24 protein-coding genes are annotated in these 23,453 nt (G+C 63.0%); 13 read left to right on the top strand and 11 right to left on the bottom strand.

Annotation, left to right across the window (positions count from 1 at the left end):
- Positions 1–68: 68 nt before the first annotated feature.
- From NKI52_RS21700 to NKI52_RS21675, 6 genes are all read right to left on the bottom strand, one after another.
- Positions 69–596: a c-type cytochrome gene (locus NKI52_RS21700; protein WP_031211934.1), complete on the bottom strand. Its 528-nt coding sequence runs from the start codon at positions 594–596 to the stop codon at positions 69–71.
- A gap of 478 nt (positions 597–1,074) precedes the next feature.
- Positions 1,075–1,350: a GFA family protein gene (locus NKI52_RS21695; protein WP_352569098.1), complete on the bottom strand. Its 276-nt coding sequence runs from the start codon at positions 1,348–1,350 to the stop codon at positions 1,075–1,077.
- Positions 1,351–1,382: 32 nt separating this feature from the next.
- Complete coding sequence (locus tag NKI52_RS21690; RefSeq protein ID WP_352569097.1) at positions 1,383–2,435, bottom strand: Gfo/Idh/MocA family protein; 1,053 nt, start codon at positions 2,433–2,435, stop codon at positions 1,383–1,385.
- 53 nt (positions 2,436–2,488) lie between these two features.
- A complete protein-coding gene (locus NKI52_RS21685) occupies positions 2,489–3,274 on the bottom strand; it encodes a ThuA domain-containing protein (protein ID WP_352569096.1) in 786 nt (261 codons plus the stop codon).
- Positions 3,275–3,637: 363 nt separating this feature from the next.
- On the bottom strand, positions 3,638–5,164 hold the full coding sequence (locus tag NKI52_RS21680) for a DUF2778 domain-containing protein (RefSeq protein WP_352699466.1): 1,527 nt from the start codon (positions 5,162–5,164) through the stop codon (positions 3,638–3,640).
- A gap of 569 nt (positions 5,165–5,733) precedes the next feature.
- Complete coding sequence (locus NKI52_RS21675) at positions 5,734–6,546, bottom strand: class I SAM-dependent methyltransferase (RefSeq protein ID WP_352699464.1); 813 nt, start codon at positions 6,544–6,546, stop codon at positions 5,734–5,736.
- A 191-nt stretch (positions 6,547–6,737) separates the two neighbouring features.
- On the opposite strand from NKI52_RS21675, the gene NKI52_RS21670 reads away from it, so the two are divergent.
- A complete protein-coding gene (locus tag NKI52_RS21670) occupies positions 6,738–7,160 on the top strand; it encodes a cupin domain-containing protein (RefSeq protein WP_031211929.1) in 423 nt (140 codons plus the stop codon).
- 285 nt (positions 7,161–7,445) lie between these two features.
- Here the strand turns inward: NKI52_RS21670 and NKI52_RS21665 are convergent, their stop codons facing one another.
- Together NKI52_RS21665 and NKI52_RS21660 are read right to left on the bottom strand one after the other, a co-directional pair.
- The gene (locus NKI52_RS21665) at positions 7,446–8,042 is read right to left on the bottom strand and encodes a cation efflux transmembrane domain-containing protein (RefSeq protein WP_352645553.1); all 597 of its coding nucleotides are present in this window, start codon (positions 8,040–8,042) and stop codon (positions 7,446–7,448) included.
- Between the two features lie 32 nt (positions 8,043–8,074).
- Positions 8,075–10,273, bottom strand: a complete 2,199-nt coding sequence (locus NKI52_RS21660; protein WP_352699462.1) for a heavy metal translocating P-type ATPase — start codon at positions 10,271–10,273, stop codon at positions 8,075–8,077.
- Positions 10,274–10,336: 63 nt separating this feature from the next.
- Between NKI52_RS21660 and NKI52_RS21655 the strand changes: the two genes are divergently transcribed.
- The 10 genes from NKI52_RS21655 (at position 10,337) to NKI52_RS21610 (ending at position 19,243) form a co-directional block, all read left to right on the top strand.
- Entirely contained in the window at positions 10,337–10,762 is a 426-nt protein-coding gene (locus NKI52_RS21655) for a MerR family transcriptional regulator (protein WP_352645557.1), read from the top strand.
- Between the two features lie 87 nt (positions 10,763–10,849).
- Positions 10,850–11,257: a hypothetical protein gene (locus NKI52_RS21650; RefSeq protein ID WP_352645559.1), complete on the top strand. Its 408-nt coding sequence runs from the start codon at positions 10,850–10,852 to the stop codon at positions 11,255–11,257.
- Positions 11,258–11,387: 130 nt separating this feature from the next.
- Complete coding sequence (locus NKI52_RS21645) at positions 11,388–12,821, top strand: multicopper oxidase family protein (protein WP_352699460.1); 1,434 nt, start codon at positions 11,388–11,390, stop codon at positions 12,819–12,821.
- 29 nt (positions 12,822–12,850) lie between these two features.
- The gene (locus NKI52_RS21640; RefSeq protein WP_023677230.1) at positions 12,851–13,291 is read left to right on the top strand and encodes a DUF411 domain-containing protein; all 441 of its coding nucleotides are present in this window, start codon (positions 12,851–12,853) and stop codon (positions 13,289–13,291) included.
- A 7-nt stretch (positions 13,292–13,298) separates the two neighbouring features.
- Positions 13,299–13,826, top strand: coding sequence for a TlpA family protein disulfide reductase (locus tag NKI52_RS21635; RefSeq protein ID WP_156937355.1), 528 nt, complete (start codon positions 13,299–13,301; stop codon positions 13,824–13,826).
- 67 nt (positions 13,827–13,893) lie between these two features.
- Complete coding sequence (locus tag NKI52_RS21630) at positions 13,894–14,577, top strand: SCO family protein (protein ID WP_352699458.1); 684 nt, start codon at positions 13,894–13,896, stop codon at positions 14,575–14,577.
- A 53-nt stretch (positions 14,578–14,630) separates the two neighbouring features.
- A complete protein-coding gene (locus tag NKI52_RS21625) occupies positions 14,631–15,410 on the top strand; it encodes a DsbA family protein (RefSeq protein WP_031211922.1) in 780 nt (259 codons plus the stop codon).
- The gene (locus tag NKI52_RS21620) at positions 15,407–15,973 is read left to right on the top strand and encodes a hypothetical protein (protein WP_352569087.1); all 567 of its coding nucleotides are present in this window, start codon (positions 15,407–15,409) and stop codon (positions 15,971–15,973) included. The genes NKI52_RS21625 and NKI52_RS21620 overlap by 4 nt, the downstream gene beginning before the upstream one ends.
- A gap of 443 nt (positions 15,974–16,416) precedes the next feature.
- Positions 16,417–16,539 carry a hypothetical protein gene (locus NKI52_RS21615; protein ID WP_023677223.1) on the top strand — a complete coding sequence of 41 codons (123 nt, stop codon included), beginning with the start codon at positions 16,417–16,419 and terminating at the stop codon, positions 16,537–16,539.
- 169 nt (positions 16,540–16,708) lie between these two features.
- Positions 16,709–19,243: an NAD-dependent epimerase/dehydratase family protein gene (locus tag NKI52_RS21610; protein WP_352699456.1), complete on the top strand. Its 2,535-nt coding sequence runs from the start codon at positions 16,709–16,711 to the stop codon at positions 19,241–19,243.
- Here the strand turns inward: NKI52_RS21610 and NKI52_RS21605 are convergent.
- From NKI52_RS21605 to NKI52_RS21595, 3 genes are read right to left on the bottom strand one after another with little or no spacing between them, the layout of a single operon-like run.
- Positions 19,240–20,460: an NAD(P)/FAD-dependent oxidoreductase gene (locus tag NKI52_RS21605; protein WP_352699454.1), complete on the bottom strand. Its 1,221-nt coding sequence runs from the start codon at positions 20,458–20,460 to the stop codon at positions 19,240–19,242. The two genes, NKI52_RS21610 and NKI52_RS21605, sit on opposite strands and share 4 nt — an antisense overlap.
- Positions 20,457–21,170, bottom strand: coding sequence for a methyltransferase domain-containing protein (locus tag NKI52_RS21600; protein ID WP_352635969.1), 714 nt, complete (start codon positions 21,168–21,170; stop codon positions 20,457–20,459). The genes NKI52_RS21605 and NKI52_RS21600 overlap by 4 nt, the downstream gene beginning before the upstream one ends.
- Positions 21,167–22,234 carry a type III polyketide synthase gene (locus NKI52_RS21595; protein ID WP_023677219.1) on the bottom strand — a complete coding sequence of 356 codons (1,068 nt, stop codon included), beginning with the start codon at positions 22,232–22,234 and terminating at the stop codon, positions 21,167–21,169. The genes NKI52_RS21600 and NKI52_RS21595 overlap by 4 nt, the downstream gene beginning before the upstream one ends.
- 264 nt (positions 22,235–22,498) lie before the next feature.
- Between NKI52_RS21595 and cueR the strand changes: the two genes are divergently transcribed.
- Positions 22,499–22,897 (top strand): Cu(I)-responsive transcriptional regulator, encoded by a 399-nt coding sequence (cueR, locus tag NKI52_RS21590; RefSeq protein ID WP_352699452.1) that lies wholly within the window; start codon positions 22,499–22,501, stop codon positions 22,895–22,897.
- On the top strand, positions 22,894–23,451 hold the full coding sequence (locus NKI52_RS21585) for a cytochrome c (RefSeq protein ID WP_352699450.1): 558 nt from the start codon (positions 22,894–22,896) through the stop codon (positions 23,449–23,451). The genes cueR and NKI52_RS21585 overlap by 4 nt, the downstream gene beginning before the upstream one ends.
- Positions 23,452–23,453: the final 2 nt, after the last annotated feature.

Genomic DNA, 23,453 nt, shown 5'->3' with positions numbered 1-23,453 from the left:
CCTCACCATCTCCAAGGCGGACATTCACCCATTATTCGGCGAAAAATCTCATTCCGATCAAAGCCGCCCTACTTCGTTGCAGCGGCTGCGGTTTCCCCCGGCGGCATAATCCGCATCATGAAGGTCGACACCGCTTCCCCGGGTTTGAACGGGCCGGGAACCTGGTGGCTGACCGGCTTCACACTTTGGAGGAATGCCGCGATCGCCATGGCGTCATCCGCGGTGAGATGCGCAAAATCGCGCCAAGGCATGATCGGCGCCAGGATGCGGCCGTCCGGCCGTTCGCCGGTCTGGATCGCGGTGACGATCTGCTCCGGGGTCCAGCTTCCGATACCGGTCTCCTTGTCAGGCGTGATATTACGGCCGACAAAGACACCAAGGCCAGGAATCTCGAAGCCCACATCTGAACCGCCAAGGAAGTGCGACATGTCGGGCTTCCCGAAGAAGTAACCGGATGTGTGACAGTCGCTGCAGCCGGCAATCGTAACCAGATATTCGCCGCGTGCGATCTGTGTGTCATCGGCCATGGCCGCGTAAGATGGCAGGGCAACAATCGACGCTGTCAAGAATGCAAGATGAACTGGTGTCCGAAACATTGCTTCCTCCCTGTGGTCTGTTCGTGGTTTGTCCGTCGACCTCCCGCGCCGTCAACCGGTCGCAATTCCCCGATTTTAACCGCGTCGGGGACGCTAAATTCTAGCATGGCCAGCACGTATTAACTATCAGCGATCAATTGGACCGTCGGCACTTGTCGTGCCCCGTTGAGCGCAAGTGTGATGGAGCGTGCTCAGCCGACGCACAATGCCTTGTTTTGGCGCGATCGAGCCACGCACGGTGATGGATCGACTTCGTCGCCTGAAATGCCTTGTACGGTCGGACCGGGTCGAACTCGGTCGTTCAGAATGATTGGGTTTTGACCTAAAACGTCAGCCGGCTGTGGCCGGCGGCTTCAGCCGAACGTCGCCAAAGGTTCGGTTCGGACCTCGACCCACTGGCAGCGCCGGTTCTCGTGGTAGAAGGACAGGAAGGGCGGCGGGAACGCAGGGTCCGCGAAAGCGCCCACCGGGATGGCGGTCAGACCGGGCTGAGTGTCGATCCGGTAATGGACGGTGGTGCCGCAATCGGGCAGAAGCTGTAGATGACGCGGCCGCCCTCGTCGCCAATGCGCGTGAACTCCGCAGAGCGGCCCTGGACAGAAACGTCACCGTCCAAAAACCGCGCGTTGAAGCTGAACGCGCTGCCGGTGCGTCGCTTGCAGGCCAAGCAATGGCAGAGCGAGACGCGTACCGGCTCGCCCGAGCAGGTGGCTGACAGCTGACCGCAGGAACATTCGGCGCGCCGCGTGATCATGGCTGGCTCCTCTCACGATTCCCTGAACGATATCACTGCGTATCGGTGCTCAATTCGGCCCGCTTCTCATCCGACACGACTGCGAGGTCGAGCACCTTCTGCAATTCGGCCGCATGGCGGAATGACGGTTCGGCCTGGACGCCGTTGCGGACCGCATCGACGAAGCGCTGGTAGTTGGTCGGTACCGTTCCGGCGTCCAGAACTTGCCATTTGGCGTTCTCGACATCCTCGCCGATGCAGGCCTTCAGCTCCGAGCCGGTCAGATTGTGCACGACTTCGATGCCGCCCTTGTCGCCGTAGATGCGCAGGCGGAGTTCGTTCAGATGGCCGGTTGCCCAGCGGCTGGCATGGACGACGCCGAAGGCGCCATTGCTGAAATCGAGCGCCATGGTGAAACTGTCGTTGGCGTCGAGCTCGTATTCGCCGATCCGGTTGCCGGGCGCCTTGTCGAAGGATCTCAGGCGGCAGAACACATGGTCGATGTCGAGCGCCGCGCCATAGCTGGCGAAATCGAGAATGTGGATGCCGACGTCGCCCAGCACGCCATTTGAGCCGTGGCCGCGCGACAGCCGCCACAGCCATTTCGGATCGGTGCGCCAGTCGCCCCAGAATTTGGATATCAGCCAGCTCTGCAGATAGGACGCCTCGACATGCCTGACCGTGCCGATCTCGCCGGCCAGCACCATGGCGCGCGCCCTCTGCAGCGGCGCGACGTTGCGATAGGTCAGGTTGACCATGTTGATGATGCCGGCCCGCTCGGCGGCATCGGCCATCTCACTGGCCTTCTCGAAGTTTTCGGCCAGCGGTTTCTCGCACAGCACCGGCTTGCCCGCCGCGATCAGCATCATGGTGGTCGGATGGTGGATGCGATCGGGCGTCACGTTCGCCACCGCGTCGAACTTGCCCCACGCCAGCGCCTCGTCCAGCGACGCGAACCGGTTGGGGATACCGTAGATGTCCGAAAATTTGTCGACACGCGTACGGTCGAGATCGACGGCGCCGATCAGTTCGACGCCCTCGATCTTGCCGAACTGCCTGGCGTGCTCCTCCGCCATCCAACCGGTGCCGAGTATCAAGAGGCGCATGATTCTTATCCTTAGGACAGGGCTTTATCTTCTTGTTCGATCATGGATTTGGTCTAGCGAAAGCCGGCTTCGCCCGCGGAATGAAGTTTTCCGCCGCGCTCGACGATCGGCTCGAGCGCCTTTTCCACCGGCACGTTCGGCGCATCGAGGATGGCCGGATTGGAGCCTTGCGGGTTGTGCGCCCATCTCACCGCATTGCGCAGCACCTTGTGGACGTTGGCGTCGTGATAGGTCGGATAGGTCTCGTGGCCGGGCCTGAAATAGAAGATGTTACCGGCGCCGCGGCGATAGGTCAGCCCCGACCGGAACACTTCGCCGCCCTGGAACCACGAGATGAAGACGGTCTCCAGCGGCTCCGGCACGGCGAACTGCTCGCCATACATCTCCTCGTTCTCGAGCTCGAAATACTCGCCGATCCCGGCAGCAATAGGGTGGTTGGGGCTGGTCACCCAAAGCCGTTCGCGCTCGCCCGCCTCGCGCCATTTCAGCGTGCAGGGCGTGCCCATCAGCTTCTTGAAGATTTTCGAGAAATGGCCGGAATGGAGAACGATCAGCCCCATGCCTTCCCAGACGCGGCGCGCCACGCGCTCGACCACTTCGTCGGCGACGGCGCCATGGTCCTTGTGCCCCCACCACAGCAAGACATCGGTCTCGGCCAGACGGTCGGCCGGCAGCCCATGCTCCTTCTGCTCCAGCGTCGCCCACGACACCGAAATCTCCGGGTCGAGCTTCAGTGCATTGGCGATCGTCGCATGCATGCCCTCGGGATAGATGCCCGCGACCACCTCGTTGGTCCGCTCATGAATATTCTCGCCCCAGACGACAGCGTGTATTGTCATGATGTCCTCGCGATTGTTTGAAGCTGGAGCCGCCCTTACGGGTCAGTCATAATATCCTCGGCCGGGAATGAAAACCTTCGAGATTGGCCAAACCTCCCCAGCTTCGTCATCCCAGGGCGGAGCAGGCGCGAAGCGACGTCGCGAAGACCCTGGGATCCATGCCGTGACCTCTCCGCGCTGCAACGGGCGGGACTTTTTGATGCGGGAAGGACAGGAGGTGAAAGGGATCGCTACAGAACGGCTTTCAATCTGCGTCGTTGCATTCTTCGGCTGACGTAACGGCATGGATCCCAGGGTCTGCGCTCCGCTTCGCGTTCGCTCCGCCCTGGGATGACGAAGCCATGAAGGGCTGCCGCGAGCAATCTACGCCCCTCGCCCCTCTTGGGCGACGCGTGTCAGCGGCTTCGACAGGCGCGGCACGACGACAAGGCGCTTGATCTTGCCTTTCTTGTAGGCGGCGAGGAAGCGGGCATAGTCCTTGAAGACGACGCAGCCATTCGATTCGGCGCGGCCGCCGCGCAGCATGTAGGTGTGGGCGAGCAGGCCGTCGCGGCCATATTTGTTGCTGCCGCTGGCCGGCGTCAGACGGATCGCCTCGACACCGTGGAAGCGCGATTCGCGCATCGTCAGATTGTAGGTGTCCGGCGGCGTCGGGCCGACATTCTTCTTGTGGACGTAGCGTGGCTGGTCGACCATCGCGCCCAGTCCCGAATGTGCCTCCAGCCGCGAGCCGTCGGGCATGTAGACGGTCTTGGCCGAGATGTCGTAGACGGCGACGCCGCTGCCCAGGTTAGGCGTGGTGAACAGGTTCCTGAAGGCTCCGCCGAGACCGCCGGAAGACATGTCGGGCTTGGCATAGGCCAGCATATCGCCGCCCTGCGTCTTCGACCGTTTGCCCGGCTTGCCCGACACGGCCGGCACTGCCGCTTGTGACGAATTGCGAGGCGACAGGCTGCCGGGCGTCTCGACCGGCGGGGCGTCGGCCGTCTGCACCTTGCTCGCCTTGGCGGTCCTGGAGGCCTGCGCCTTGGGCGGCTCCGTTTTCAATGCCTGATCCTTTTGCGCCTGGGCCTTTGGCGCCTGGTCTTTTGGCGCCTGATCTCTTGACGCTTGAGCCCGCGGCGCCTCGGCCGGCTTATCGATGTCCGCCCGCGGACGCAGCGTCGGCAGCGGAATGCTGTCGGACATGTCGTCCTGCGGCGGCAGCGAGGCTAGCTGGACCTCAGGTTCTTGCAGCTCTTGTGAGGCTGCGGGCTCGCTTGCCGCGATGGCGGCCGGGAGCACATCGATCATCTGCTCCGGCAATGTATTCGCCAGCGCCAGCGCCAGGCGCGACGAGCGTTCGATCTCCGCCACCGCCGGCCCGAAGCGCACCGACGCCGGGCCGTTCGGGTCGGGTATGCGTACCGGCTCGGCGAACCGGGCGTCGGCCGGCAGGCTTGCGAGCATGACGGGTGAGCCGGCACGGGCAAAGGCGGCGGCAAGCTTTTGCGGCGACAGCCCTGCTTTGGCCACCACGTCGTCGAAGCTCGATTGCCGCGACGCATCGGCGACAAGCGGCACGGTGTTGCGCTTGAGGCGGGCCGATTTTCCCTGGTGGACGAAGTTCGACGCCGACCGCAGGCAGTTGGCATCGCACCCGTGCTGCAGCAGCTTGGCCGACAGCGCCGCGTTGGCCGCGGCCCATGTCGGGGCCTGCGCCTTTGCAAGGCTGCGGCGAGGATCGGCAAGCGCGATGGTGCGCGGCGCGAGCAGGCTTTGCGGGAGACCGTTGGAAGCGGCGCTGAGCGAGGTTCCCACTGAATAAAGGCCGGCCAAAGTCGCCACCGACCATAAAGCAATGGCTGCGCCGACGGCCGGAACCGCGACCCAGCGTAGGCCGGGCCTCATCGAAGTCAATCCAGTTGCAGGACTGTCACCCCGGGTTTTCGCACTTACAAACGTCATTCAACCACTCTCAATCGGCCGATGCCGGCTAGCGGATTTCGCAGCCGTGACATTCACAGTTCGCCTGGTGCCCCCAGCACGCTTTGCGTCTGTTGCCGATTGATTCAAAAGATGGACAAAGTTGGTTAACCAATCCCTCTACCGACCGCCGATTGGGCGACGGTCACACCGAAAAACGCCCTCCAAAACCTGCATAGTTGGCAAAACTGCCCTCCAATGATGACTTTGCTGCCCGTTTTTGTCGGCCGAGTCAAGAAAGCGAAATGACTAGACCTTGCTGGGCGGAGTCGGCCATGGCTGCGAAAGTGAAGCCGGGCCGACCAGAATCTTGCGGCCGGCAGCCGCCGCCATCAAGCCCCGGCGATCGATCAGACCGGCGATTATCGAGCGGGCACTTGTCGACCTGCCACTCGGCGAATGAACGATTAACGTCTGAGAATTCGGGACAGCGGCAAGATGTTTGCCGCGCAGCAGCTGAATGTCGCCAAGTGCCGGAGCGGGATATCCAACACCTAGGCCACAGCCACCACTATGTGAGCCTGGATTTTGGCGGCAACCTTGCCGCTGCCATGCCTGTCTGCAATGGCGGCTGCGGCATAGTCGGTTGCAGCGTCCAGTTTTCCCGCCTCTCTGGCCTCGATTTCATTGCGAAGGAGAGTGCCCTGGCAATAAGCAACGGCCGGAAGGCGCGGCGAGGAGGCACGGCTTTGTTCGGCTCTCGTCTCGATCACCGCACCGGAAAAACCTGCGTCCTCCAGCTCGCTACGGATCAGTGCCGTATCGTGGTAGCCATGCGGCGTGCGTGCCAGAAAGCGCGGCGGATCGTTCGGAAAAATCCTCGCCAGGGCATTCGTCACATCGTCCGCAAATACATTCTCTTCGATGCGATCCCATACGCTGAATAGAAAATGTCCTCCGGGCTTCAGGACTCGCCGGGCTTCGCGATAGGCAGATGAGCGGTTGGGAAAGAACATCGCGCCGAACTGACAACAAACGAGATCGAAGGCCGCATTTTCAAACGGTAGCGCCAGAGCATCCGCCTGACGCCATTTGATGCGATCGTCGGGAGCTTGCCGCGAAGCGGCGTAGTCGAGCATCGGCTGGTTGAGGTCGGTTACGACATAGCTTGCACCGGGCGACAGTTTTGGCGCCAATGCGCGGGTGACAACCCCGGTGCCCGCGGCGGTTTCCAAAACGGCGCTTGGCGACAAGGACGCTGCCCGTCGTGCAAGATCTGCGGCGAACGGCTCGAAAATCAACGGCACCATATAGCGGTCGTAGTTTTCCGGAATTGAGCCGGCGAATACCTTGTCCGTTTCCAACATTGCTATCCCCCGCCGTCCGTTTGATGGCTCGTCAGCATAGCATGGAATTGTTTGCTATTCGGTCGCATTCGACCGGGAGGCGGTTCGCTCCCGGAAGCTCCGAAACGCCGTGCTGCAATTATCTGCATATGTGTTAATATATTGTGGTCATGCGCATTGGTGCGTGGCCAAACATAAAATGGGAGGATGCGATGAAAACCATAAATCGCAGGTCTGCAATCGCGCTTGGCGTGACGGCGGCAGCGGTAACGCCTTTGTTCACGCTGGCGGCTGCTGCAAAGGTCAAGAAATACGGCCCGAAGGAAGGCAAGGAGATAGCCCCCGGCGTCAGATTGGTCGAGGTCGGCACCGGCAATTCCGATATCCCCGCTTACAAGAGCATCTCAATTGTCGATATAGTCTTTCAGCCCGGAGCAGCCGCCCCTCAAATGGTGATGGACAACGACATGGTCTGCACCATTGCTGCCGGTGAATTCACGATCAAGAAGGCGGACAAGGAATTCAAGCTCAAGGAAGGTGACGTGTACACCTGCTCCAAGGGCAAGACCGACGAGGCAGCCAACACCAGCAAGGTGGTCGGCATCCACCGCATCGCCGTCTTGATACCTGCCTAGGGCATGCCGCCGAAAATCGGGCCCGCGTCCTCCATCAGGGACGCGGGCCTTTTGATGACGTGCGTGGCCTTGAGCGGTTCATCGTTTCACCGCTTCGACCCGGTCGACTTCGTCCAAATGTGGTGAGGCTCATGCTGTTCATGGTTTTCCTCCGATTTTTACTTATGAGCGGTTCTCCCTCCGCCCGCTTTGAAAGGGTGCGATTATATTAGAGATCGCGCAGGTTTCCGGCTGACTGCTGCATTGGCGGAGTGGCAATCGGCAGCGCGCTGAGCGTTTTGGAGTTCACGAAATGGCCCGGTGCTCTTCCCGAGCTGCCTCCCAGACCTCGCGCGCCGCGTCTGCATTCAGTGCCGCGATTCCCAGGCCGACGATCAGATCCGGCCACGCCGAGCGCCACAGGAAGGCCGTCACCAATCCGGCCAGTATGATCGCAACATTGGCGACCGCATCGTTGCGGGCCGAGAGGAATGCCGCCCTGGTAAGACTGCCGCTGTGATGGCGGTAGCGCGCCAACATGTAGGCGCATGACAGATTGACCGCGAGAGCGCCCAACCCCGCCAGCGTCAGAGCCGTTGGCTGCGGCGGCACCGGCATGTTGAACTTTTCCCACGCGGTCCACAGCGTCGCCAGGCCCGGCACCAGCAGGATAAGCGCCAGCGCCATGCCGACCCGCGAGCGGGCACGCAGCGACCATCCCATGGCGAGCAGTATGAGGAGATTGACCGAGGCATCTTCCAGAAAATCGACGCTGTCGGCGAACAGCGACACCGAGCCGATCGCCAGCGCGACGGCGAATTCAATGCCGAAATAACCCAGGTTCAGCAGTGCGACGACAAGCACCACCCGGCGAAGGCCGTCCGACGTGATGGCTTGCTGCATGGTCTGCCCTTGGCATGATGCCGTTGTCGCTCTTACCAGCTGCTTTTCCAACGCAACAGCCGCATGGAATTGGCCGTCACCAGCACCGTCGCCCCGGTGTCCGCGAGAATGGCGGGCCAGAGGCCGGTGATGCCGGCGATCGTCGTCACCAGGAACACTGCCTTCAGGCCCAACGCAATGGTGACGTTCTGCTTGATGTTGGCCATGGTTGCGTGGGACAGCCTGATCATGGCCGCAACGTCGCCGACGCGTCCATGCAGCACCGCTGCGTCAGCCGTTTCAAGGGCCACATCGGTGCCGCCGCCCATGGCAATGCCGACATCGGCCGCGGCAAGTGCCGGCGCATCGTTGATGCCATCGCCGACCTTGGCTACCCTAAGCCCCTGCCCCTTCAACTCGCCGAGGATGCCCTGCTTGTCCTCCGGGAGCAGTTCGGCGCGCACCTCGATGCCGAGCTGTTTGCCGATGGCAGCCGCCGTGCGCTTATTGTCGCCGGTTAGCATGACTGTCCTGATGCCTGCATTGGTCAGCGCCTTTAGCCCGGCGAAAGCATCCGGCCGGGGTTCGTCGCGCATGGCAATGAAGCCGGCCAGCGCGTTGTCTACAAGCAGCACCGCCACTGACTTGCCTTCATCGTTCAATGCCACGATGCGCGCCGCCTGGTTTGCTGGCAGCGGGTTTATCTCGCCCGCCGCGACTGGCGATCCCAGAAACAGGTTCTTGCCGCCGACACGACCGATAACCCCTTTACCGCCGATCGCTTTGGCTTCGGCGGCAGGCGGCACGGGAATGTTGCCGGCTTTGGCCCTTTGGAGGATGGCCAAAGCGAGGGGATGGCTCGAGCCGATCTCAAGCGCTGCCGCGAGCGAAAGGATGTCGCGTTCACTGGCACCCACCGTAACGACATCGGTGACCTGCGGCTTGCCGAGCGTCAGCGTGCCGGTCTTGTCGAGCGCCACGGCGGTGATGGTCGCGAGCCCTTCCAGCACCGCCCCACCTTTCATCAGCAGGCCGCGCCGGGCTCCGGCCGAAAGCGACGCCGCGATCGCCGCCGGAACTGAAATGACCAGCGCGCACGGGCAGCCGATGAGCAGCAGCGCCAGCCCCTTGTATATCCATTCGTTCCAATCGCCGCCCAAGAGCAGCGGCGGTGTGGCGGCCACGAGCGCCGCGACGGCGACAACGCCGGGCATGTACCAGCGCGAAAAGCGATCGATGAAGCGCTCGGTCGGCGCCTTGTTTTCCTGCGCCTCCTCGACCAGCTTGATCACGCGTGCAATCGTGTTGTCTGCGGCGGTCGCCGTCACCTTGACGCGCAGCACGCCGTCGCCGTTGATAGTGCCGGCAAAGACCGTGTCGCCGACGTCCTTGCGCACCGGCACGCTTTCACCGGAGACGGGTGATTCATCGATGGCGCTCCCGCCTTCGGTGATCTCGCCGTCAGCCGGAATCCGGTCGCCCGGCCGCACGAGGATGATGGCGCCCACAGCCAGGCTTTCGGCCGGCACCTCGCGGGTCTGGCCGTCTTTCTCGACGAACGCGGTTTTGGGAACGAGGGTCGTGAGCGCTTGAATACTGGACCGTGCCTTGCCGGCCGCAACCCCTTCGAGCAACTCGCCGATCAGGAACAAGAAGACCACCGTCGCCGCTTCCTCGCCGGCACCGATGATGACGGCCCCGGCCGCCGCCACAGTCATCAGCATTTCGATTGTGAACGGAATGCCTGCCGCTGCGGCCATGGCCGCTCGGCGCGCGATCGGAGCCAGGCCGAGCAGCATTGCGGCGATGAAGGCCCACGGGCCGGTCGCAGGCCAGGCGTAATCAATCGCGAAAGCCACGGCCAAGGCGACCCCGCTGGCGATGGCCAGGCGGCCCTTGGCGCTGTCCCACCATAGCTCCGACGCCGGCGCATCATCGTTATCATGTAACCCCGCTACGTTCTCGTCGTGATTGCGCCTTCCGTCGGCATGGTTGTCGGATTGATCGGACGCCGGCGTCCCAGGCTTGGAGGTCAGCGGAGCGACGGCGTAGCCGAGGCCGGTGACCTTCCTCTCGATCGCGCCGAGATTGCTTTCGGGAGTATGAGTGACCGTCAGAGTGCCCGCCGAAACGGATACGTTGATGTCCTGAACACCAGGCATCCGCCGCACGGCCGTACCGATTTTGCTGGCGCAACCGGCGCAATCCATGCCTTCCACGCGGTAGCGGGTCTGTTGTTTGGTCGCAGCCATGGTGAACCTCTTGTATCTTCGAGCGCGACGCTACATCCTCTAGCGACTAGAGGAGCAAGCGAAATGCCAGCAGGTGTGACCATCGGTGAAGCGGCCCGACACAGCGGCGTGAAGGTTCCAACCATCCGCTACTATGAGCAGATAGAGTTGCTTCCTGCCGCTGCCCGCAGCGAAGCCAATCGCCGGCAGTATGAAGCGGCAGACTTGCGCCGGCTCGCCTTCATCAGGCACGCGCGCGAGTTGGGGTTCGGGATCGAAGCCATCAGGGCGCTGCTGACGCTGCAGGATAATCCCAGCCAGCCTTGTGCGACCGCCGACGCCATTGCCCAGGCGCGTCTGGCCGACGTGGTTCAGCGGATACGCAGCCTTACAGCGTTGAAAGCCGAGCTGGAGCATATGGTCGAAGGCTGCCGGCACGGAAAAGTCTGCGAATGCCGTGTCATCGAAGTGCTGGCGGATCACGATAAATGCGAGCATCCTCACCATTGATTTGCCAGAGCAGAGCTCGCGTCAGCCCCGATGTCGCGGCATCCGGAGCTTGCAAAAGCCGCATTTTACGGTCAACCTGAGCGGATGATGGCACGCCTGTCACCAAAACACCTTCTGGTCATGCTTCTCGCGGTCATCGTGACCGCCGGGTTCAGCCTGTCCGCCGCTCAGGCTGCTGTGATGTCGGCCAGGATGGGAGTCGACGGCCGCATGACCATGGCCGCAGATACCGGCACCACCGACGCCGACATGGCCAAGATGGCCGATGCCAGGGACGGTGACTGCAACGCTTGCCTCAAGGGCTCGGCCGGCAATGACAAACCGATGCAATGTGCGCCGACCTGTGTCGCACCGGTTCTGGCGGTGCTGCCGGAGGCTCTCCCCGTGACGGGACTGCCGCAGCCCGAGCTGCCGTCGGCGCGTCCCGCCCCGTTCCTGCACGGGCGAAGTCTGCTGCCCGAGCCATTCCCTCCAAGACCCAGCGCTCTCGTCTGACGCCGTTTCTGCCGTTCCACGGCTGATTAGCGGCGTTTGATCGCCCGGTTGCGCGTACTGCGCAGCGGGCGCGGTAGCAATTCAATCGACGTCGCGACGTTCGCCGTCGGTTACCGCAAGGGTCACAAAAGTGAATTCCGTTTCAAATCCGTTCATAACGCGCCGCAAATTCCTGCTTGCGGCAGCAAGCATTGCCGCCGCGCCGATCCGCCCTACGCTGGCGATGGCCACGGGCGAATACCGGATCAGGGTGGCGCCGAGCCAGGCACGGTTCGCCGGCCCTGATGGTCCGCGCACTCCGGTATGGGCCTATGATGGCACGATCCCCGGCCCGACACTGCGCTTGCGCCAGGGGCAGCCCGCTCGGATCATCGTCGAGAACGGACTGGACGAAGACACCACGGTTCACTGGCATGGCATCCGGCTGCCGAACGCCATGGATGGCGTGCCCGGCCTGACGCAGAAGCCGATCAGGCCAGGTGAAAATTTCATCTATGAATTCACCCCGCCCGATGCCGGCACCTTCTGGTATCACCCGCACGCCAACAGCCTGGTCCAGCTCGGCCGTGGCCTTGCCGGCGCACTGGTCGTCGAGGAGGTCGAGCCGGTCGCCGTCGACCGTGACATTCTGTGGCTGCTGCAGGACTGGCGGCTTGCGGCCGATGGGCAGATCGCCGGCGGCTTCGGCAGTGCCATGGATGCGTCGATGTCGGGCCGCGTCGGCAATGTCGTCACCGTCAACGGCACGGGGCCAGGCGATCGGAGCGTGCAGGCCGGCGAGCGCGTCAGGCTGCGGCTCGCCAATGCCTCGCTTGCCCGCATGATGGCGCTGCGCTTCGAAGGCCACCGTCCGGTCGTCGTCGCCATCGACGGCCAGCCCTGCGATCCGCATGAACCGGAGGGCGGTCGCCTGGTGCTGGCGCCCGCCATGCGCATCGACATCGTGCTCGACATGCAGGGCCACCCCGGCAGCCGCCACGCGGTGATCGACGATTTCTACGACGGCCTCGCCTATACGCTGACCACGCTGGCCTATGACGCAGCGCCGCCGCTGAGAACCCATCCGCTCGACACGCCTGTCGGCCTGCCGCGCAACCCCTTGCCCCAGCCCGACCTCGCTGGCGCCGAGCGCCAGGAGATCGTCCTGCAGGGCGGCATGATGGGCGGCGGCAAGCTCAAGGGCGTCGGCGGCATGATGGGCATGGGGATGATGGGCATGAACGGCGGTGCGGCCTGGGCGATCAACGGCATGTCGATGACCGGCGACGGCCATGCCGGCATGGCGCCGCAGTTCACGCTGAAACGCGGTGTGACCTGCCATCTCACCATGCGCAACGAAACCGCCTGGTGGCACCCGATGCATGTCCACGGCTTCAGCCTGTCGGTCATCTCGCGCAACGGCTCGCCGGTGCCGCACCGGCAATGGCAGGACACGGTGCTGCTCGCCCCCAAGGATACGATCGAATGCGCCTTCGTCGCCGACAATCCGGGCGACTGGATGCTGCACTGCCATGTCGCCGATCACCAGATGGCCGGCCTGATGACGGCGTTCCGCGTGACCTGAAACGTTTTATCCAACCAAGGAGAACTGCAATGAAACTGACCCACCGCCTTGCCGCACTGTCCCTGCTGATCGCAACGCCGCTGCCCGCCTTCGCCGCAACGATCAACGCCGTCATGTACAAGAACCCGCAATGCAGCTGCTGCGAGTCCTACGCCAACTATCTCGAGCACAACGGCTTCAAGGTCGACATAAAGCCGGTCAACAATCTCTCCCAGATCAGCAGCGATGCCGGTGTGCCGGCCGACCTCGAAGGCTGCCACACGCTGATGGTCGACGGCTATATCGTCGATGGCCTGGTGCCGGTCGAGATCGTCAAGAAGCTTTTGACCGAGCGCCCTGCCATCACCGGCATAACGCTCGCCGGCATGCCGGCCGGCGCCCCAGGCATGGGTGGCGAGAAGCAAGGCCCCTTCGTCGTCTACGCCTTCACCAAGGACGGCAAGGCGCCCACCGTCTACGCGACCGAGTGAGGACATTGTGAGCAAACTAGCTATGGTCCTGGTTGGCATGCTGCTGGCGTTTTCGTGGCCGGTATCAGCCGCTGAGCCGCCGCAGAACTTTGCCGTTCACGAGGCGCCCGTCCCCGTGCCGGAAATCAGCTTCGAGGATGGCAATGGCAAGCCGAAAATGCTTGCGGATTTCCACGGCAAGGTCGTGCTGCTTAACGTCTGGGCGACATGGTGCGCGCCCTGCCGCAAGGAGATGCCGACGCTCGATCGCCTACAGGCCAAACTCGGCGGTCCGGATTTCGAGGTCGTCGCGTTGTCCATGGACCGCGCCGGTCCTGAGATTGTGAAGAAGTTCTTCGCCGACATCGGCATCAAGCACCTCGCCCTCAACATCGACGTCTCGGGCAGGGCCATGTTCGCCATCGGCACCGTCGGCCTTCCGGCAACCCTGCTGGTCGACCGCGACGGCAAGGAGATCGGCCGGCTGATTGGGCCGGCCGAATGGGACGTCCCCGACATGGTCGACTTCATCCGCAGCCGCATCGCCGCCAAGTGAGAAAGGGACAGATATGTTCGGGCTAAAGGCTCGCTGCGTTGCATCGGCTTTGAACGAATGGAGGTGCTTGCTGCTAAACGTAATTGCCATTGCGGCGCTGACCGCGGGCTTTTCGTATCAGGCGCAAGCCCACTCGCTCGACGAAATCGACGCCACGCTTGAGGCCGACGAGAAATATTTCCAGCCGATCGACAAGCCGGCGCCTGATTTCACGCTGCGCACCGCCGACGGGCGTGTCGTGCGGACGGCCGATCTGCGCGGCAAGGTGGTCGTCCTCCACTTCATCTACACGTCGTGCCCGGATGTGTGCCCTCTTCATGCCGAGAAGATCGCCGAGATCCAGAAAATGGTGAACGGCACGCCGATGAAGGACCGGGTCAGCTTTGTGACCATCACCACCGACCCGACCAGGGACACGCCGGACGTGCTCAGCAAATACGGGCCGGCGCACGGGCTCGATCCCGTCAATTGGCTGTTCCTGACCACGATGGAGGATCAGCCGGAGGATGCGACCCGCAGACTGGCGGAGGCCTTCGGCCACAAGTTCACGCTGACGGATGATGGTTATCAGATGCACGGCACCATCACCCATGTGATCGACAAGGAGGGCGGCTGGCGGGCGAATTTCCATGGCCTGGATTTCGCATCGGTCAATCTCGTCACATTCGTCAATGCGCTTACCAACAATGTCGAGCGCCCGCACCATGAGCAGGAAACGGGATGGTGGGCGAAAATCAAGGGCATGTTCTGAGGCATCATTTGCACGTGCCGGCGGTCCGGCGAAACAGAGGGAAGGAGAACCCTGTGACCCACAAGTCCAATCCATTGAGCGGAGCCGTCGGCAAAATGGCCCGTGCCGTCATGCTGGCCGGCGCGACGATCTGGCTCGCGCTCGGTCTCCACAATCAGGCGATCGCCGCGGGCGAGATGTCCCAGGACCAGTTCGACCAGCGCATTCACGACTACATTCTTGCGCATCCCGAGGTGCTCGTGCAGTCGCTGCAGAGCCTCGACGCCCGCCAGCGCGAGGCTGCCGCAAAAGAGGCGAAAGCCGCTTTGACGGACAAGGCGGACGAGATTTTCCGGGACCCGGCGAGCCCGGTCGGCGGCAACGCCGAAGGCGACGTCACCATGGTCGAGTTCTTCGACTACAACTGCCCCTATTGCCGGCAGGTTGCGCCGATCATGGCGCAAGCAATGGCCGACGATCCGCAGCTCAAGATCGTCTACAAGGAATTCCCGATCCTCAGCACGGATTCCGTATTTGCTTCCAAGGCGGCTCTCGCCGCCGTGCGCCAGGGCAAATACATGGCGTTCCACAAGGCCTTGTATGCGGTGAAGACGCGGGTGACCGAAGCGGTCGTACTGAAGGTGGCTGCCGACGTCGGTCTCGATGTGGCTAAACTGAAGACCGACATGCAGCAGCCCGATATCCAGGCGTCGATCGACCGGAATACGCAACTGGCCCAGGCGCTGAAGATCAGCGGAACGCCAAGCTTCGTCGTTGGCGAGCAGATTTTCCCCGGCGCGACCGACCTCGCAACGATGAAGAAACTGATCGAGCAGGCGAGGACCAGCAAATGAGCCGAATATTTTGCCCAAACCGACGGACGGTTGTTCTGGGGAGCGCCTTTGGCGCCGCTGCGGTCGTGAGCCTGCTCAAGGGGCCGGATTTGGCGATCGCCGCTGAGGATCCCGATCTGGCACGCCGTTTCAGATATCTCAGCCAGAACGGCAACAGCACGTGTTCGACCAAGTTCACGGAATCGATCGCGACCATGCCGGCGATGTCGCGGATCACGGGCTCGTGCTGCAGCCCAATGGAGACGAAGCGCTATGCCGAGCAGGTGAGCGGCCTGGCCAGGTACCGCGAGATCGCGATGATCCCAAGCGATCCGTACGATATTCCGGCCGGCATCGCACAGAAGATGATGCCCTACTACGATGTGAAACTCTCCGGCGAAGAGCAGCAGGCCTACGACTATGCGATGGCCAATTCCAACGAGAAAGGCCCATGCTGCTGCCAATGCTGGCGCTGGAAAGTGTATGGCGGGCTGGCGAAGTTCCTGATCCGCGAGCACGGTTTCACCGGCAAGCAGGTCGTCGACGTCTGGGATCTCTCAGACGGTTGCGGCGGAGGAGAGTAGAGCCGGCGACAACTCGGCTGCGGTTCAACAAGCGCTCTCAACCTGTTCTACCTTCTTGAAAGGAGCGCTTGACCTCCCGGTGGCTGGAACCGTTAGGCTCATTGCTAACTTCCGGAGGTCGTCCAATTGCGGACCGAACCATGAATTTCGAAAGGCAGCTACTGGCCCTGTTAGAGAGGCATATCGGCAAGGCAGATCAGATGTCGCGGAACACTTGCTGCGGGCACTGGAGGCGCTGGATTAAAGCCTTGCCCTTTCGGAGTTACCGCGCGGTCAGCATGTTCTGACAGAAGCCTATTATGAACTCGTTCGTCGATAGCGTTGAACGTGCCTTGATTGACCGGCAAGCCACTGCCTTCGTGGGCTGATCGAGTTCGCCTTGACGGGCGTACATGGCGAACTAGTTCCCCTCGCAATCGCCGGTGGCAGCGGCGGCGGGAGGGATGATTGTGATGATGATGGACGGTTCAATGTGGATGATGGGCGGCATGGCGCTCATTTGGGTCCTGGTGCTTGTCACCCTCGTGCTCGCGATCGCGGCGCTGGTCAAATATTTGCGAACCTGACGGCATAGGCAGTCGGGGTCAAAAGAGCAAAAAGGGCGGAAAGTTGTAGTCGTCATCGGAAGCAGCAGCGTCATCGGGTCGGCGTCGGAACTGGTCCGGCCCCTCGGCTCTTAACGTCTGTCGCCTTCGGCCCTCTCAGGAGTGGCAAATCGCCGGCTATGAGGTCTGGATGGCGAAGCGCAAAGACACGGTTATTGTTACCGGCAGCACCGGCTTCATCGGCTCGGCTCTGGTCAACAGCTTCGCCGACCGGTTTGCTCTCGTCGGCCTCGACCGGGCGGCGACGCGTCAGCCGCCGCCGGCCGCGGAGTGCGTCTGCATCGACCTGACATCGGAGGACGCCGTGGCAGCCGGTTTGGCGCGCGTGCGGACGGCCTATGGCGCCCGCCTCGCCTCGGTGATCCATCTTGCGGCCTATTTCGATCTCACAGGCGAACGGAACCCGCTCTACGAAGAGATTACGGTTGGCGGCACCGAGAAGCTCCTGCGCGCCCTGAAACAATTTGAGGTCGAGCAGTTTGTCTTCATGAGTTCGATGCTGGCGCACAAGGGTGGCCGACCGGGCGACATCATCGATGAGGATTGGCCGCTCGAATCGAACCTACCCTACCGCACCTCGAAGATCGAGACCGAGCGCCTGATCCATGAGCAGCACGGGGCGATCCCTGTCGTCTATGCCAGGCCGGCCGGCGTCTATGATGATCTCGGCCGTAACGCATTCCTCGCCAATCAGATTGCGCGTATCTACGAAGAGGATCCGACCGGGCATGTATATCCGGGTGACCTGCGCACAGGGCAGTCGTTTCTGCATCTGGAAGACCTCACCGATGCGGTGGCGCGCCTTATAGATCGGCGGAAGAAACTTCCCACGGAGCTGGCGCTGCTTCTCGGCGAGCCTGAGGTCATGGGCTACGGCGAACTTCAAGCCGAGATTGGTCGGTTGATCCGTGGCGAGAACTGGGAGACACGGGAGGTGCCGAAGGCGCTCGCCAAGGCGGGTGCCTGGGTCCAACAGGACGTGCTGGGCGAAGAATCATTCGTTCGTCCCTGGATGGTCGATATCGCCGACGACCACTACGCGATCGATATCAGCCGTGCCCGCAATGTCCTCGGCTGGCAGCCCCGGCATTCCCTGCGCGAGACGTTGCCGCGGATCGTCGACGCGCTCAAGGCAGATCCCGCCGGCTGGTATCGGGCCAACAAGCTCAACGCCGCCAAGGTGGCCGGCAGCGGAACAAAAGCGCGAGAGAAAGACAAGGCGTTCGAGGCCAAACACGACAAGATGAAACCCGGACACATGGCCGAGATGGCGGGGATGGGCAAGCAGATGCTCTGGGCTCATTTCCTAGTCATCACGCTTGGCGTGTGGCTCCTCACCAGCCCGCTTCAGTTCGCGCTGTTCGATCCGGCGGCGGCCGGCACTGTGCGTGACGTCACGCAAGAGCGTGGACTGTGGGAACCGGTGCTGCGCAACGCGCTCACCGGCTGGAGCGACATTGTCTCGGGCTTGCTGCTGATGCTGTTTGGCGGGCTCGCACTGTCGCCGCGTTTTTCCTGGGCGCAATGGGGCACGACGATCGCCGGCCTGTGGCTGCTGTTCGCGCCGCTGTTCTTCTGGACGCCGAGCGCCGCCGCCACCATGAACGACACGATCGTCGGCGCGCTGGCCATCGCTTTCTCGGTGCTCGTCCCGATGATGCCGGGCATGAGCCACGAAGGGATGATCGACGAGAGCACCGTTCCGCCTGGCTGGACCTACTCGCCGTCATCCTGGCTGCAGCGCCTGCCGATCATCGCGCTCGGTTTCTTCGGTTTCCTCATCGCCCGCTATCTCACTGCCTACCAGCTCGGCCATGTGGGTGCTGTCTGGGAGCCGTTCTTCTCCGGCGGAGACGGCAGGAACGGCACGGAATTCATCATCACATCCGACGTTTCTCAAGCCTGGCCAGTCGCTGATGCCAGGCTTGGCGCCGTGGCCTATATGATCGAAACCCTGATGGGCGCGATGGGCACGGCGACCCGCTGGCGCACCATGCCCTGGATGGTGACCTTCTTCTTCATCCTGGTGGTGCCGCTCGGCGGCGTCTCGATCTTCTTCATCATCATCCAGCCGATCATGATCGGCACCTATTGCACACTGTGCCTCATCGCGGCGGCGGCCATGCTGGTCATGATCCCGCTGACGCTGGACGAGGTGGTCGCCATGGGCCAGTACATGCTGCGCAGCGTGCGGGCAGACCGTCCGTTCTGGCGCACCTTTTTCCAAGGCGGGCCGGAGCCGAACGGCGAGGCGGACAAGAACGATCCCGGCTTTTCCGCCGCGCTTGCCGCACAGTCCGCCGCAGCCATTCGCGGTGTCACGTTTCCATGGACGCTGGTCGCATGCTGTATCGTCGGCGGTTGGCTGATGGTCTCGCGGCTGGTCTTCGGCACAGCCGGCGCCATTGCAAACAGTGATCACCTCTCGGGCGCCATGATCATCACGATCGCGGTCTGCGCCATGGCCGAGGTGGCACGGCCGTTGCGTTTCCTCAACCTGCCGTTCGGGTTATGGCTGATCGCAGCGCCCTGGCTGCTCGACGGCGCGACCAGAGGTTCGACATTGAACAATGCCGTTGCAGGGCTAGTTGTGATCGGCCTCAGCCTGCCTCGGGGGCTCCGAAGCAAGGAGCACTACGGCTCATGGGACCGCTATGTCGCCTAGACGAAGCCTGGAACCGGCTTGGTCTTGCCGCTCAGTTGCGCGCCCAGCGTCAGTGCCTGCGGGAAATTCCGGACGATCGCCGCCATCAAGGTGGCGCTGCCGGGGCGAAGGGCAATTCCGGCAACGGCCGCGGCGGCGTAGACCCGGGTCGAAAACAGTCTTTTCCAGGCCGCCTCGTAGCGTCTGGCGGCAGCCTCGCGCCCTGCTCGGCCACTTGGCGCGCATTCGAGTTCGCAAGCCAGCAGCCAGCCGGACTGAAGCGCCATCGAGATGCCCTCGGCGATGACAGGATGAGACTCTCCGGCTGCATTGCCGACGCGGAAGATGTCCCCTTCGTAGCACGAGCGAATTCCCGGCCGGATCGGACCTGCGGCAAGCCACGGACCGTCGAGGAGAGCCGGTTCCAGGGCGTCCCGCACGCCCCGGCATGAATTCAGGAGATGCCGGGAGACCGCATCGGCGGCCGACACGTGGCTCCGTTGTTTGGGGCCATATTGTTTACGCAGCCGCGCGAGCATATCGCGCCGGATGCAGCACGAGATCGACAACCGGCCATGATCCGCCGAAACCATGCCGCCATAGCCGCCGGGGAAGGCCAGCAGAGGCATCAAATCCGGCGCCAGGGACGACCCGGTGAAATGCGCCTTGAAGCCGAGCAGGTCCGACGGGCGATTGGCCTTTCCGAGCTGGCTGGGCAATGGTCCCGGTTCCCAGGAGCCGTGAGCGGCGACAATCACCGGCGCACGCAACATCGCCGCTTCATCCCCGGCCTGAATTCGCACCCTTTGCATCTCACCGTCCGGCTCGATGGCGACGGCGCGGCAGGGTTGAAAGATTTCGACACCCGCCGATCGCGCCGCTTGCAAAAGCAGAGAGTCGAGAATGTCCCGGCCGAGCGCCCGGCCGAAGCTGTCTTTCCCACGAGGCCCAGCTCCTGCACGTGGCATTGCCGCCTCGACGCAGGTCTCGCCGGAAAACAAGCCGACGCGGCGGATTTCGGGGCCGGCATTGGTACGCCAGGCATCGCCGATCTCGAGCCGGTCGAGAAGCGCAAGATTGCTTGCCGAGATGTATTCGCCGCAGACCTTGCGGCGCGGAAATGCGCTTTTTTCCACAATTGCCACGGCCCATCCGCGCCGGGCCAGCGTGAGCGCGACGGAGGTGCCCGCCGGGCCGGCACCAATGACAATCGCGTCATGACTCGACAATCGCGTCATGACTCGACACTGGCACTGGCGCCGACGAAGATGTGGGAAAACAGGCCGGCGCGCCGCTCCTCGACCGGTTTGCCGTTGGCCGCAAGCCAGAGACGGGAAAGCTCGCTGCCGCGAAAGCCGGCACGCACGCTTTGCGCCGCGTCGTTTCGTGTGACGTCGTTGGCGCCGATTGCCGGCAGAAGACGGGTCGCGGCCAGCGGCAGTTTCGCCCGCAGCGGCTCTGTCGCGATGAGCAACGGGGCTTTCGGCCTGATCAGCGAAAACAGACGCACGAGCTGCGCATTGTCGAGGTGATGCAGGAACAGATTGACGGTGACGGCGTCGAACGGCGCACCCTCGATCTTTCCTGCCCAGTCGAAGACATCGGCGGTGACGCCTTCGGCCTTCCATCCCAGCCTGTCAAAATCACCGCGCAATTGCGCGGTGACGAGGCCGACGCGGTCGAGCATTACCAGTTCGACCCCGGGCCAATGCGTGGCCATGCGCCGCGCCACCGCCAGCATGAAGGAGCCGTCGCCGGCGCCGATCTCCAGGATGCGGCGTGGCGGCGTTGGCACGAACCTCCTGAGCAACGACGTCATGATCGGCACCTGAAACATCAGCATATTGATGCGCCGAAGGTCGCGGCGCGCGGCCAGCGCTCGCGGATCTTCGGCCGCAAGTCCGTCGAGGATTTCCGGCGCGAGCTGCCGGTGCTCCAGGCCGCTCATGACACCGTTCGAAAGAGCATGGTTTCGGCCGTCAGCCCGGGTCCGAACGACATGCCGCAGCCGAGCAGGCCGGGTGGCGCCTTCAACATCTCCTTCATCACGAACATGACGGTCGCCGACGACATGTTCCCATACTGGCGCAACACCTCGCGCGATGGTTCCAGCGCGGTGGGCTCCAGTTCCAGGGCCCTTTCGACGGCGTCGAGCACCGAACGTCCACCCGGATGCACGGCCCAAAGGTCGATTGCCTCGGTCGGCCGGCCGCCGAGCATGGCGGCCTGGCTGTTCCGCAACGCCTCATGAATCGCTGCCGGCACCTGGCCGGAAAGAACCATTTCGAAGCCGTGGTCGCGAATATTCCAGCGCATCAGATCCCGCCGCTCCCTCGCCACCAGACAGTGAAAGCTATCGAGCTCGATGCCGGCCGGCTCGGCGGTAATGAGCGTGGCCGCGCAGCCGTCGCCCCAGAGGCAGAACGACAGCAGTTTTTCCAGTTCGGTGGTTTCGCGCAGATGCATCGTGCAGAGCTCGATATTGACCAGCAGGATCTTGGCCTGCGGGTCCGAGCGGACGATGTGACGGGCCAGCTTGAGGCCGTTGATCGCCGCGTAGCACCCCATGAACCCGATCATCGTGCGTTCGACACTATCGGGCAGCCCGCAACGCGCAATCAGCTCCAGATCGATGCCCGGCGCCGAAAAGCCGGTGCAGGTGGTGACGATCAAATGGGTGATGCGGGAAGCGTCGTCGCCAAGCTGCAATCCGTCGATGCCCTTTTGCGCCAGAACAGGTGCGGCATCGTCGAACATCGCCATTCTCATGGCCGTTCCGGGAAACGCGCCCCGGATGAAGGTCCCGGCCAGGTCGGCAGTTTGTCCTTCGGGGTCGGACGCCGGCGCAAAGCAGGAATAGCGGTGCTCGATGCCGGCAAGATCGGCCATGCGTTCGAAGATCCTCCGGCGATCGGCTGCGAGCATGGAGGCCGCGAAACGCAGGTAGAATTGATGAACCTCGTGCTCCGGCACCGCCGTCGCGATCCGGTTGATATAGGCGTTGACGGGCATATTCTGTCTCCTCGGCGTGTGCACGGTGTAACGTGCCGCCGGAGGGTCCTTGCTCATCGGCACCCGGTGTCGAACACCGGGTTTTGAGCGCTGTTCGATAAACGTTTCCGAAAACTGATTTCTTCCCGAAGGTTTAGTCTGCGCTGTTGGCAGGCAAACGGTTGGAGCGGGCGGGCGGTTGCGTCGGGCATCCAAAATCGCCACATCATGTTGACCTTCCATCTACTGGAAGGTCTATTTCCTCCGACAAAGGAGATTTCCACCATGAACATCGGTATCGCATCCGAAAAATCCGGCCTGCCGGCCAAGACGATCCGTTACTACGAGGATATCGGGCTCTTGCATCCGGCTCGGACAGACAATGGCTATCGCGATTACTCGACGGCCGATATTCACCGGCTGCGCTTCCTGCAGCGCTCGCGAAGCCTGGGGTTTTCGGTCGACGAATGCCGCCAGTTGCTCTCGCTGTATCAAGACAGGGAACGTGATAGCGCCGACGTGAAGGCCATCGCGAGCGCCAAGCTGGTGGAGATCGACAGGAAGATCGCCGAACTGGTCGGATTGCGCGGCTTGCTCCACCATCTGGTCAGTCACTGCCACGGCGACGAGCGGCCGGATTGCCCGATCATCGACGAGCTGGCAGGACAAGGCGTCGCCCAGTGAGGCTCGCAGCCGCTGTAACGGTGCTGTCGCTTGCCTGCGCCTCTGTCGTGCTCGCCGCCGCCCATTCGAGCCGTGATGCGATCATCGAGGCTCGCCAGGCCTCGATGAAGGAAATGGCCGCGGCGGCAAAGGCGATCGCTGGGATGTTCGACGGCAAGCAGGCGTACGACGCCGCAGCCTTCAAGGCGGCGGCCGAGACCATCCGCGCCCGCACCGGCCCTGCCCTGATTGCCGGATTCCCCGGCGCGACATTGGGTGCGCCTTCAGGCGCCAAGCCGGATATCGACCCCGCCCGCGCGGAGTTCGAAGCGCTGGCTCGCCACATCGGAACGCTGGCCAGCGCCCTGGCCTCCGACGCCGAGCGGGCGCCGCCGCGCATCACCGACGACATGAGAATGGGTTCCGGCCTGGCAATGGGCGGTGGCAGCCTGCTTGGCAAGCGACCATCACTCGCGGAAGCCGATCCCACTAAATTGCCGGCGGAGCACCTCCTGCATCTCATCTTGCAGGATTGCTCGAGCTGCCATTCGAAGTTCAGGCAAAAGGTCGAGTGATA

This window comes from Mesorhizobium sp. M0590 (assembly GCF_040320905.1).
GTDB lineage: Bacteria > Pseudomonadota > Alphaproteobacteria > Rhizobiales > Rhizobiaceae > Mesorhizobium.
Note: the sequence above shows the minus strand (reverse complement) of the source record. Positions and strands in the feature narration are given on the sequence as shown.